The following is a 12,474-nucleotide window of genomic DNA, read 5'->3' as shown; positions in this document are numbered from 1 at the left end:
TCTCAACCATTATTTCGATTCCATAATGGTTGGATTATTCATATTTATTATTGATTCAAATATGACCAAGCATATTGTGCGTAAAATTCTGCGCCCATAATCATGCCGTCTTCATCAACATTAAAACAACCATGGTGATGTGGCCACTGTGTATCTTTTTCAGGATTACCCGAACCCACTAATGCAAATGCACCAGGAATGTTTTCAGTATAAAAACTGAAGTCTTCACCGCCAGTTGTTGGTGGCTCGAAATAAAGGGCTTGTTCACCAAACGATTCAACAATGACTTTTTGTGCTAATAGCGCAGATTGTTCATCATTAATGACGGGTAACGTGCCATAAATGTATTCTACTTCAGCCGTTGCACGATACATTGCGGCAACTTGATTGGCGTAACGGCGAATAGCATCTTCGATTTTATTTCGCACTTCAACACTAAAACAGCGAACAGTACCTTCTAAAACCGCATTTTCCGCAATAACATTGAAACGAGTGCCGACATCCATTTTTCCTATGGTGACCACCGCAGGGGTAAGCGGAGACACTTCACGTGAGACAATCGATTGTATGTTCATCACAAATGAAGATGCCACCATGACAGCATCAACCGTGTCGTGAGGCATCGAGCCATGCCCGCCCTTTCCTTTGAATCGGACAGTGAGCAAATCGGCAGAAGCAAAACTTGAACCTACCACACAGGATACTTTTCCGACAGGCGTTTGTGACCAGATATGCATACCAAAGGCTGTATCCACATCATTTAATACACCTTGTTTTATCATGCCTTTTGCACCTTGTGCGATTTCTTCAGCAGGCTGAAAAACTAATCTCACATTACCTTTTAGTTGATCACGTATTGCATAAAGCGCTTTTGCCGCAGTCAGTAGCATGGCTGCATGCGTGTCATGTCCGCAAGCATGCATCTTACCGTTGATGGTTGATTTGTAATCAATATTGTCGTTTAACTCTTGCACCGGTAACGCATCGATATCAGCTCTCAATAAAATTCTTTTACCTGGTTTTCCGCCTTGGATATCGGCAATAATACCGGTTGGCTCAGTACGACGATAAGGGATGCCAATTTTATCAAGCTGCTCTGCAATTTTATCTGTCGTTCTGAACTCTTCCCACGGTAATTCTGGGTGACGATGCAAATCACGGCGAAAAGCGACCATTTCTTTTATATTTTGTTGTACTATCTTTTTAATATCTTGATTTATCATTTTACTACCTTTGTTCTTGTTATTTAGTCCATCAAAATTAATGCGTTTGATATTGAAAACATATTAAGAAGATAGTTAGAAAAACTGTTCTTAAATCTTGTTATCCGATTAGTTGTCATCAAACTTGTAGACATTTATCATTTACTGTATTGCAGGTGCGACTATCATATTGACCATAAAGCCTGCTAAAACAACCGACACTATAGTGACTGAAATAAATCCACCAATCAACATAGGCGGTAACATATGACGAGTAAGTACCTCTTTTTCTTTTTCATTTTTGGTCAAATTATTAATCACTTCATTGGTAATAATATAATCAGCAGGAAACCCATAGAGTGCTGTTAGTGCTATCGAAAACGCCATTTCTCGACTAACGTTTAGCATTTTTCCGGCAATAAGCGAGAAGATAAACATACCAAGTACAGCTGCTAATATAAAGACAACCAAAGGCGTAATTAATCTTACTAGCATGTCAGGTGTAGCTTGACTTAATGTGTCAAAAATAAACAGCATAAGCCCCATGACCGCTAAACCAAAACCACCCGCTTTTTTTAAAGGATGGCGTTCAAGAAAACCACACGATGCGGCAATCACACCGAATAATAGACAAAGTACAAATGGACTTATACTGATAATAGGATCCAATACTTTCGCCACGTAATAGGCAGAAAATCCAATAATCGCAATTCGTAAAAAAATAAAATAGGTTGTGTTATACCGTGCTGAAAACATCGCAAACATTTTTGGCATTGGATGTTCATCATTAGATTCGGTTTCTTGTTTATTCGATGTAGACTTAGGATCATTTAAAGCATTCCATGTACCCTCATGATACTGTTTAAGCACTCTGCGCCCTTCACGTTTAAGCATGATTGAAGTGAGAGGATAACCAATAAAACCTTGCATGACATAAATAATAATGGCAAACACAGCAAGATCTTGTAAACCGGCTTTCGTTGCACCGCCAGCCATTATAATAGCGGAAACAATCCCCCCAACTAAAGGTGGAATCGCAACAATAACTGTATTGTAGTCAAAAAATAAGTATCCAACGATCACAACCACAATGATGATTCCAATAATGCCTGACAGTGAAATAACGATAGTTTTCCATTGGCGCAGTAACTCTTTAACTGAAAGTAAAGTTCCCATGTTAACGACTAACAGATACATAAACATGACAGCAACGACTTTGGGTATTCCTGCTCGAGCGACAATATCTTTTGGGAAAAAAGTGAAGTAACCTGCTAAGAAAAGCACGGCACAAACAAAAACTGACGGCACCCATGCTTTGGTTCGTGTAGATACAATATCGCCTAAAAAAAGAATTAGTAGCAATAATACTAATGCAAGCATTTGAGACATATCATTCATTGTTGACATAAAAAGCTCCATTTTATTGGTTGTTAATTATTTAACTTTTCCTGTTGGATCATACAAATAATTATTATGCTAAGTTTATTTTTAAATAGTTTTAATATTATATATTGTTAATCATGTATTCTTTAATTTTATCAAGAAAAAGATTGCCATATTTTCCTAATTTAATTTTACCAACACCAGTAATATTGAGTAATTGTTGTTTGCTTTCAGGCATGGTTTGTACCATTTCGAGTAAGGTTGCATCACTAAAAATAATATAGGGTGGAACATCTTCACTATCGGCAATGTCTTTACGTAATTTTTTAAGATACCCAAATAAAATACGCTCTTCATAAGATAAGATAGTGGTTAAATTTATTGCTCTTGCATAACGATTTAAACGACTTTTCTTCACAATTTCAAGTCGTGGTTTAGCCAAGGATAATGCAATTTCACCTTTCAATATTTGGCGTGCACGCTCTGTTAATTGTAGGGTATTATACGCAGCAATATTTTGTATTAGATAGCCATGATAAATTAATTGCCTTATTACATGAAGCCAATAATCAATGGAGTGTTCTTTTCCAATACCATAAACAGACAAACGATCATGTCCGTTTTCTTTTATTTTCGATCGGTTTGATCCTCGTAAAACTTCTGCAATATATTGCGCACCATAGCGCTGCTCAACACGATATATACAAGATAATACTTTTTGCGCATCAACTAAACCATCATAATGTTCAGGAGGATAAAGGCATATATCGCAGTTATTACAAGGTTCGTGTCGTTGTTCACCAAAATAGTTGAGTAAAACGATACGACGGCAAGTTAAACTTTGGGCAAATGATTGCATTGCATCGATTTTATGGAATTCAACATCTTTGTGTTGTCCTTCCATTTTTTCACTAATCTGTTGTCGGTACCAGCTCAGATCATTGGCATTAAACAGTAGCATAACTTCAGCCGGCACACCGTCACGCCCTGCTCGCCCAGTCTCTTGATAGTAAGCCTCGATACTGCGTGGACAATCGGCATGAACAACAAAACGGACATTCGGTTTATTGATCCCCATACCAAAAGCAACGGTTGCAACAATAATTTGTATATCATCTTTTAAAAAAGCTTCTTGTGCTTGTTGGCGTTGTTGATTAGTCAGTCCTGCATGATAAGCTGCAACGGAAAATCCCCGTGCAGCAAGTCTGGTAGTCATATCTTCTACTTTTGAACGACTAGCGCAATAAATAATGCCGCTATTCCCTTTTTGGGTTTCAATGAATGAGACAATTTGGTCGGTTAAATTATATTTTTCGACAACTGTATAACGGATATTTGGACGATCAAAGCTACGAACGACAACTAAGGGATCCACTAAATTTAACTGGGTAATAATATCTGCTTGAGTCATTTTATCGGCAGTTGCCGTTAAAGCAACAATCGGCACACCAGGAAAACGTGCTGAAAGTTGTCCCAATTGCCGATAATCAGGTCTAAAATCATGCCCCCATTGTGAAATACAATGTGCTTCATCAATTGCGATTAAAGACGGTGGATTTTGTTCGATTAAACTTTGAAAATACGCTAATGCCAATCTTTCTGGTGAGATATATAAAAGCTTAATAGAATGATTAAGGTATTGTTCTATGACATTTTGCTGTTCGGATGACGATTGAGAACCATTTAGATAAGCAGCAGGAATACCATTTGCGGCTAATTGATCTACCTGATCTTTCATCAATGAAATTAAGGGTGAAATTACAATTGCGGTTTTAGGTAGGATTACAGCGGGGATTTGGTAACATAACGACTTTCCGCCACCAGTAGGAATAATAATTAAAGTGTCACGCCCATCGATAATCGATTCGATAATTTCTTTTTGTTGATTTCGGAAAGATTTATAACCAAAAACATTATGCAAAACTGTATCAATCTGATCTTTTATCGACATGCTAACCTAAAAATAAATCACTGCTGTTAATTTATCGAGTATAGCTAAATTTAAAGCAACAAACCACCTTGAACTGATATTTGTTTTCAATTTAGATTTGTTATAGTTTTAAAACTAACAAATTTTGTGTTTTTTATAGTCAAAAATGTTCAACAGATGAAAAAACAACCAAAAAATAATTTTTTTACTTGCTTGTAATCAATTTGAAAGCTAATATTTGCGTGTTTCAAATTTACGCCCGTAGCTCAGTTGGTTAGAGCATCACCTTGACATGGTGGGGGTCAGTGGTTCGAGTCCACCCGGGCGTACCATCATTATGTTAATGAATGCGTATCAAAATAATAAGTTTCAATATCCTTAACTAATCGTTTTTTCGAATTTTCACATCACAAAGTTTTTATTTAACTAAAATTATTCAAAATAAAATATAGATATAAAGTTTTAAATTCAAAAAATTAAAAAAATATCAATTGTTAAATATTGTAGTATAAATTAATTATTGAATTCACATTGAGTATCTAAATTTAATATCTCAATTTGCTAGCTAATTCAATGTATTTAGCGCAGAATATTCCATTTAAAGAATGGTATGCTATGCTTTTTCTATCTAAATTATTTCAATCTTCAAATTCAAAATTAGTTAATAACTGGCTTGATAACTATCTAGATATTCTATTAAAACGTAATTTAAAACCTAAAACTATCGAAATAAAAAAATATTTAATCAAAGTTATCAGACAAAACATTGGAAAAAGACCTTTAGCAAAAATCACACCTCAAGATATTGCTCAACTCATTAAGATTTATACTGATCAAGATAAAGCACCATCAGCGAAATGTATGTATCATTTACTCAAAGATATATTTAGAGAAGCTTATGCTCAAGGCTGGAATGATAAAAATCCAACTGATCCAATAAAATGCCCAAAAGTTACAGTAAAACGATCTCGAATGACATTAAATGAGTTTAAAAAAATATTAAATGAAGCTGACAAAACGGGAAATAAAACGTTACATGATGCAATGATGTTAGCCATAGTAACGGGTCAACGTCGTTCCGATATCGCAACTATGAAAAAATCTAACATTAAACGTAATTACTTATTAATTGAACAATATAAAACTGGAGCGAAAATAGCATTACCAGTTAAATTGAAATGTAAAAAACTGAATATTAGTTTAAAAGATATCATTGATTCAACCAAAAATAATTATTTGCTAAGCAATAATAATAAACAAATAAAGTTAGAAGCAATAACAAGACAATTTGCACGTTTACGTGATAAAGTTTTTAAAAAAAATTATTGGACAGGTACACCTACCACATTTCATGAAATAAGATCATTAGCAGAACGTTTATATCGAGAACAACGACTCGATACAATGACTTTATTAGGACACAAATCCCAACAAATGACAGATAGATATAATGACAATAGAGGTAGGGAATATAAAAAACTAAGGATTAATAAAGCATCCTATTTATGAGGTAGGTCATCAAATAGAGTTTAAACAACGACCTAAATTTAGTAATTCAGCAATAACAACTTTTCGTGATTTTGTCGGTTCATTGAATAAAAATGGTTATTTGAAATTACCAAATGGATTGTATGTTCAATGGGGGAGTGCCAATTATGCAGTTGAAGATGGAGAAGCTGGAAGTTTAGTGCCATTTAACATACCTTTTCCAAACGAATGTTTCGCTATTATCACTAATGATGGTTGGGGAGGTGTCAATTCAACAGCTGCTAATCCAATATCAAAATCCTATTTTAAGTGTTGGGGAAAAAATCCACTTGGTTCATATGCTAATACGGGTCTTTTTTATATTGCAATAGGGTTTTAAGTAGTTGTTTTACTTACTCTAAAAATATTGATCTATAAAATTGTTAATAAATTATATTTTAACCAGCATTTTGATTCTTCAACAAACAATAAGAAAAAATGTCAGAATTAATTGGTTAATTTTAATATTATTTTTTCTCAAAATAAGGCTATAATTTACTGCTCATATAATTTAAGAAAATTCTGATATTAAGATCAATAGCATTAAATACAATTAGTTATCTGAAGAAATAGATTTAACATTTTTTAAAATTAATATTGTTAATTCTAAATCATTGCCGTATTGATATTCATCTTATTCTATTAACATGTTTTTAAAAAATCAAAAAGTAGAGCATAAGCTCTACTTTTTTACGATTTTGCCATCGAGTATTTCAAACGATACCCCATTGATCACCGCTTTACGTATTTCGGATTCTATTTCAAAATTAACATCAATAACATCATCTGGAATATTAATATCTAACTCATCACCAACATAAAATGCATTTTCAATTTTACTATATAGCATAACTACTCCTTTTAACAACCAACTGAATAAAAATGTATAATAGGAATATATCCAAGTGTAGATGATGTTACTGATACGTCAAAAGAACTTCGTGATACCACTCCTTCCTTTTCTCGTTCACCACGATTACTACGAACCCACGTACCATATTCATTATACTGTTTATCGCGATGCAACGGTTGTCCTGCTAGCGAAACAGTTGTTGTTATTTGAGTTACAGGATATGATCTAGGAAACAATATTTTATATATATTTGTGTAATAGATAGTCCCATTAATATTTAATGCATTATAATCTCCAATAGGAGGGAGATTTATTGTTCCGAATTGATGGATATAACCATTGGGCATCGAATACCAACCTGTAGCTTTATTGTTGTGTGCAGGAAATTGATCTGCAGTCACTATTGGACTATTATTAACTGATGGTCTATTAGTACAATTAAAATGATGACCTACCTCATAAATAGGTTCATTACCATTCATCGTTTTTTGTGCTGGTAAAGCATTAAAATCATCCGCTTGTATCTTTCTCCATTTTGACGTATTTTTAGATGGGTTGGCATTATCATTATCAACTAAAGCGGTATATAGAAAACCATTATATTTTATGATTGCATTTGCAGGATATGTCACTGATTCGCTCCATTCCGGAACGCCTTGTTGCAGCAGATACAGCATATTTTTATCAATACGGTTAAATGCGCCATTCATCCATTCAAGCGGTGGTTTTGATGCGGTTTGATCGATGGTGATTCCCCAGCCTCGACTTACATCAGGAAAATCCGTAACTTCCCCTTTTTTTGCTGAATCTGCAAAGATTAAATAATCTGGTTTTTTTTGTATAATCATTGAATAGTTCCTATTTCTTGAAGTCGAACAAATTTGCCTAAATTAAAACCGAATGATGCATTGTCATGCGAAAATCCAAACGGTTCGTTATTAATTAGAACAATATATTGATACATAACACCAACAGGTCGGGCTAAAATATCCATTTTACTAATTGCATATAAAGTAAGTGAATTGAGTTGATCACTGTTAACTAATACATTCATTGTCATATTTTGGGAATCAATAATATTTCCATGTTTGCCAATCACGAATTTAATTGATTTTACAATGTTTGATATTTCACCACTTTGATAATTTTTAGTAATTTTTGCCTTAATAAAGAAACGATAATCGCTATCATTTAATACAACAGATGCCGTTAAAGCATCGCCATGTCGATAAAATTCACCAATATCAAATGATAATGCTGTGTTATCTTCTAACCATCCAAAATATTCTTTGGTGATAGCAGAAGGTAACACACGCGAGACGCCAACATGACGACCAATCAAATCAAGTGCATAACCTGTCGCGTCGTTGATGCTGAGAACATCCGCAATTTGAATGACATTGTTAAACGTGTTACCAGTCTCTTTATTGATAGCTCTGATAGTGCCTAATGCCTTGGGTTTTGTACGATATTGCCAAATGAGGAATTTTTCTCTATTCATCTATTAGCACCTCAACATGCGTTATCTGTGCATACTCTCGATAATCGATATTGACAATGTTGGCACTGTTTACAGCGAGTTCTTTAATATAAAATCCGTCAACTAAGTTAATGCTTGAAATAATGCGAGATGCATACACATTTTCACCAATTTCAAAATCAAGACTTTTTAAATTAGCTTTAATCTGTTCTGAATTAATATCATTAAAAGATTTGTAACGACCAATTGTCATTGAGACATTGATATCGACTTTTCTTGGTCTATCAAAGTAAACTTTTCGAGGTATTTCATCTAATAAATACATCGTCTCAATTTTCCCAAATAGTCCACAACCGCCAATTTTCTTTTTAGTGATCACCTCTGCTATTTTTTCATCATCGCCACCAAGGATCACGGCATTAAATGAATGAGCAGGCACACCCTTTTCATCCGTTTTATTCGTATAGTTTTCATATACTACGCATTTAGTCACACCTGTTATATTCATTAATGCAGACTGTATGCCTTGGCGATCATCATAATTATTGATTGAATGAGATAACATAAAGCGTTTTAATAGTTGCGCATCAGTTTCTTCATCAACTCCGCCATAGCTTTGGGTGTTGGCAGTAATTTTATCTATGCCGATGATAATAGTGCTCGGTGTAAATTCATCCATTGCGTTAACGGTATAATGACCTAACTCTAGCGATCTAAATTTTGAACGAGCACTACCTAAATCATTTAATTTTATTGGCTCTGTTGTTACCCATTTATTTTTGTTTTTATCAACATAAATAGCGTTTTGAGGAATCAATGTGTTTGGCGTTCCATTAAAAATGACTTCATCGATGTATGAATATGATGCGGTTATTCTTGTTAATCCTGCATACATTGCCCGTTGTTCCAACCACTGCCCAGTCGCTTGATAAGGGTCTAACATCTGAATAATAAATGATACTGCTTGATGTATGTTCGATAATTCCTGAGAAAATAAACCGAGCAATTGCCCATCTGGCGTATCACTATCTAAATTGACATTTTCACCATAAATCGATTTAAAACTTGTTATTAAACGATTTTTAATTGTGTCAAAATCATCAATAACAATTCCTTTATCTGTTATCTGTAACATTAAATGAAGCCTCATTAGAATTGTTGAATTTATCTGTGTAGGTAATTTGAATGAGAAACTCACGCGTCTCGCTATCCAATAAAATATCGAACTCATCAATACTAATCACACCTTCAATGTTGAAAATTTGTTTTTTTATATCAATTTCCAACTGTTTAGTATTTGGGTTTTTAGCAAGATAATCAAACCAGGCAATACCGTCATTGCGATCCAAAAACCAATCTTTTTTTAAGGATAATAATTTAGTTTTTACACACTGGGCTATTGCATCTGACTGATGTAAATAATTAGCCAAACCTTGCCCAAATGTCCAATCATGATTATTGTCTAACTCTCTTACTTTCATGTTGGCTCTCCTGTCGTGTCTTCGCCGCTTTTCACACCTGTATGTCTATGAGTATTCAAACTAATTCCTTTGTTTGTTATGACATCTTGTGCAGTGATTATGCCGGCACTAATTGTATTGCCGTTAGATTGATTGAAACTACCAATTTGGTCATAGTTTCCAAACTGTTGCTTATTTCCTTCATGTACAATATTGCCTTTGATATAGATTGTTCCTTCCGTTAATCGAATATGAGTTTGCCCGTCATCTGTTTGCATCGATACGCCATCATGATAAAAATCTGGAATTTTGTTAGGTACACTGTTACAACCAACGATAAAAAAACCATCGCTTAAGTCATTCATACGATTATCAAGCGGTTTTGATGCTTCGCCCGATGCAAACCAGCCATCAATGCAACGACTGGAAAAGACCACCAGACCTTCATCACCTGCTTTGATAGGCACCGTCATACAAAAACCGCCGGCGTGAGGAAATTGTGCAGGAACATCAACCAATGGCGGAATCGATATCTCTTCCCCATTTGCTAATACTCTATTAATCATCGGTTTACATTGCACTGTATGACCATCAAAACTTATCACCTTTGCAGGCAACGCCGTATAAATATTTGATTGGGCACGTTTAATTTGATTTTCAATTGCTTGGTATAGCGTATCAACCATAATTTACCTACGAATTTAAGCCAATAAAAAACCACCTTTGGCAGGTGGTTAATTTATTGTTGGTTACAGAGTAATTGTCTAGTATTGACTGATAGAATGATTATTTTAATTAAAATAACTTATTGTTTTATAAAAGATACCAGAAATTTAATTTTGATTTGATAGATTAGAAAATATTTGAAACGAATGGAAATAAAAAAATTACGTTGAGATTGCAATCTTTAGCTTCGGGAACGTTAGCGTATATCTGCTAACTTTAATATTACAGTAAAATGTTTGATTAGATTAAGCGTGTTAACTTTGTTTTTACTAAGCTTTACTTAAAACATCTAAACAATGGTACAATAACAATAAAAATGACCAGATCCCAAAAATTGCAATCTTTTTTAGATATTAATCAAGAATATTCATTTGATTGCATTAATAGGTTTAATTAATTTGCTCAGCAAGTTTAATCACTTCTGAAACAGTTTTACCATCAAGTTTTTGCTTCATGATTTCTTCCATTTTCTTATTATCGTAATTTGCTTCGGTAGCCGCCTGCATATTAATTTTACTCAAAGCTGCTGTAAAAGATTGCGCTTCACTGAAGTTAAGGTCTTTTACAACTTCAGCTAATGATTCTTGATATTTTTCAGGTGTTGAAGCATCAATCTTTTTATCGCCACAAGCAGTTAATAAAGTTATAGACATTAAAAGTACAAGTAATTTTTTCATTTTTCCATCCTTTTATAAATTATATTGGGATGCTCATCCTATATCTAAATTGATAACAAATCAAATTTTTTCGAAGTTACCAAAAATACACTGTAATTTGCTTTGCCAGTTATTCCCATATAGATCCCCACTATGTTGTAGCGCTTTAATTTTATAGTCTCCATTGAGTTCTGTGAGTTTAGATTCAACTCGAATTAATGCACCTATCTTATAATGCGGATTACATAATGTTGTTATTTCTAACCCTTTATCTGTCTTTTTAGGCGTTCCTATCATGCCCGTCGTTCTTGAAATAACAAATCCTTCATGATTTGAAATAGCCTTACTTTTGGGGATAACAATCAGTTCGTCATCCTGAATAGACCAATCGGCATCATTATTATTTGCTATTTGGTGCATAAGTTCGCGAGTATCACACATGAAAACTTTTCCGCGAGGAAGTGCTTTATTATTAGGAAGATTAACATTGCCTTTTTTTAAACCAAAACTTTTTAACGCTTCATTAAAAAAATCATTGTCAGTTTGTCCTTTTTCTAATGTTTTGATAATAACTTTTTCTGTAAAAGCTTTATGACCATCAGCACACCTTAGGGTCGTGATAATATCCAGTTCAGAAAGTTGATTTTCCACCGTTAAAATATCGCCACAAAAAATCATCCGTAAAACATCATCCTGATAACTTACATATAATTCTACATAATCATATTGTTTTGTGCTGATTAAATTACGATTTGAATCGTTGAGGTTGTATATTGAAATTTCAGCGGTGTTAGGATCGGAAGTAAGTGTTTTGTTGACCGAGAAAGTGACTCTAAGATTGTTCAATACAATACTTTCTTTACGATTGCCTATTTTCAGTTCTAAAACTCGCCCGAATTGTCTCACGATATTCATCCTTTGTCATAATTAATAATTGCATTCGATTATGTAAGTCATTTTTCGTTATTGCATTAATTCCTAATCCTGATTTGTCATAAAGGACTAAAACAAAAGGAAGGTCAAATTCAATAAGCGCTGGACTGCCTACAGACAGTCCTTTATTGGTTGTAATATATTGATTATTGTTAATATCAAACAAATCAAATTGGTAGCCGACTAATACCGTATTGAATCTTAATGTTAATCGTAAATTCATATCGTATAATGTAAAGGTTTGTTCTAGCACATCATCATAAGTTGTCTGAATTATATACATACTTAATCTCTCAAATTTTCTTTATTTACCAACAACTAATC

The 12,474-nt window shown here is 33.8% G+C and carries 14 protein-coding genes and 1 tRNA gene; 3 read left to right on the top strand and 12 right to left on the bottom strand.

All coding sequences use genetic code 11. The features are described 5' to 3' along the window. Positions 1-47: 47 nt before the first annotated feature. The 3 genes from J3U14_RS10035 to recQ all read right to left on the bottom strand — a co-directional run bounded on the left by J3U14_RS10035 (position 48) and on the right by recQ (position 4,536). The gene (locus J3U14_RS10035; protein ID WP_267351873.1) at positions 48-1,223 is read right to left on the bottom strand and encodes a M20 family metallopeptidase; all 1,176 of its coding nucleotides are present in this window, start codon (positions 1,221-1,223) and stop codon (positions 48-50) included. Positions 1,224-1,364: 141 nt separating this feature from the next. Then, positions 1,365-2,591 (bottom strand): hypothetical protein, encoded by a 1,227-nt coding sequence (locus J3U14_RS10030; RefSeq protein WP_416380160.1) that lies wholly within the window; start codon positions 2,589-2,591, stop codon positions 1,365-1,367. Positions 2,592-2,706: 115 nt separating this feature from the next. Next, positions 2,707-4,536 carry a DNA helicase RecQ gene (recQ, locus tag J3U14_RS10025; RefSeq protein WP_267351869.1) on the bottom strand — a complete coding sequence of 610 codons (1,830 nt, stop codon included), beginning with the start codon at positions 4,534-4,536 and terminating at the stop codon, positions 2,707-2,709. 234 nt (positions 4,537-4,770) lie between these two features. On the opposite strand from recQ, the gene J3U14_RS10020 reads away from it, so the two are divergent. The 3 genes from J3U14_RS10020 to J3U14_RS10010 all read left to right on the top strand — a co-directional run bounded on the left by J3U14_RS10020 (position 4,771) and on the right by J3U14_RS10010 (position 6,382). Next, positions 4,771-4,847 (top strand) — tRNA-Val (locus J3U14_RS10020). A 241-nt stretch (positions 4,848-5,088) separates the two neighbouring features. Further along, positions 5,089-6,024, top strand: a complete 936-nt coding sequence (locus tag J3U14_RS10015; RefSeq protein WP_267360067.1) for a tyrosine-type recombinase/integrase — start codon at positions 5,089-5,091, stop codon at positions 6,022-6,024. A 100-nt stretch (positions 6,025-6,124) separates the two neighbouring features. Next, positions 6,125-6,382, top strand: coding sequence for a gp53-like domain-containing protein (locus J3U14_RS10010; RefSeq protein ID WP_267369663.1), 258 nt, complete (start codon positions 6,125-6,127; stop codon positions 6,380-6,382). A gap of 342 nt (positions 6,383-6,724) precedes the next feature. On the opposite strand, the gene J3U14_RS10005 is transcribed toward J3U14_RS10010, so the two are convergent. The 9 genes from J3U14_RS10005 to J3U14_RS09965 form a co-directional block, all read right to left on the bottom strand. Next, positions 6,725-6,892, bottom strand: a complete 168-nt coding sequence (locus J3U14_RS10005; protein WP_267351863.1) for a hypothetical protein — start codon at positions 6,890-6,892, stop codon at positions 6,725-6,727. Positions 6,893-6,903: 11 nt separating this feature from the next. Beyond that, the gene (locus J3U14_RS10000) at positions 6,904-7,743 is read right to left on the bottom strand and encodes a hypothetical protein (RefSeq protein ID WP_267369661.1); all 840 of its coding nucleotides are present in this window, start codon (positions 7,741-7,743) and stop codon (positions 6,904-6,906) included. Continuing rightward, a complete protein-coding gene (locus J3U14_RS09995) occupies positions 7,740-8,396 on the bottom strand; it encodes a DUF2612 domain-containing protein (protein ID WP_267351857.1) in 657 nt (218 codons plus the stop codon). The genes J3U14_RS10000 and J3U14_RS09995 overlap by 4 nt, the downstream gene beginning before the upstream one ends. Beyond that, a complete protein-coding gene (locus J3U14_RS09990; protein ID WP_267351855.1) occupies positions 8,389-9,510 on the bottom strand; it encodes a baseplate J/gp47 family protein in 1,122 nt (373 codons plus the stop codon). Before J3U14_RS09990 ends, J3U14_RS09995 begins: the two co-directional genes overlap by 8 nt. Next, complete coding sequence (locus J3U14_RS09985; protein ID WP_267351853.1) at positions 9,491-9,856, bottom strand: hypothetical protein; 366 nt, start codon at positions 9,854-9,856, stop codon at positions 9,491-9,493. Before J3U14_RS09985 ends, J3U14_RS09990 begins: the two co-directional genes overlap by 20 nt. Next, positions 9,853-10,521, bottom strand: coding sequence for a Gp138 family membrane-puncturing spike protein (locus tag J3U14_RS09980; protein WP_267351851.1), 669 nt, complete (start codon positions 10,519-10,521; stop codon positions 9,853-9,855). Before J3U14_RS09980 ends, J3U14_RS09985 begins: the two co-directional genes overlap by 4 nt. Positions 10,522-10,950: 429 nt before the next feature. After that, the gene (locus J3U14_RS09975) at positions 10,951-11,238 is read right to left on the bottom strand and encodes a DUF6694 family lipoprotein (RefSeq protein WP_267351849.1); all 288 of its coding nucleotides are present in this window, start codon (positions 11,236-11,238) and stop codon (positions 10,951-10,953) included. Positions 11,239-11,298: 60 nt separating this feature from the next. After that, entirely contained in the window at positions 11,299-12,123 is an 825-nt protein-coding gene (locus J3U14_RS09970) for a phage protein (RefSeq protein WP_267351848.1), read from the bottom strand. Continuing rightward, positions 12,077-12,433 (bottom strand): phage baseplate plug family protein, encoded by a 357-nt coding sequence (locus J3U14_RS09965; RefSeq protein ID WP_267351846.1) that lies wholly within the window; start codon positions 12,431-12,433, stop codon positions 12,077-12,079. The genes J3U14_RS09970 and J3U14_RS09965 overlap by 47 nt, the downstream gene beginning before the upstream one ends. Between the last annotated feature and the right edge of the window lie 41 nt (positions 12,434-12,474).

Origin of the sequence: Gilliamella sp. B3801, from assembly GCF_026536645.1 — a bacterium.
GTDB classification, from domain to species: Bacteria; Pseudomonadota; Gammaproteobacteria; order Enterobacterales; family Orbaceae; genus Gilliamella; species Gilliamella apicola_I.
Note: the sequence above shows the minus strand (reverse complement) of the source record. Positions and strands in the feature narration are given on the sequence as shown.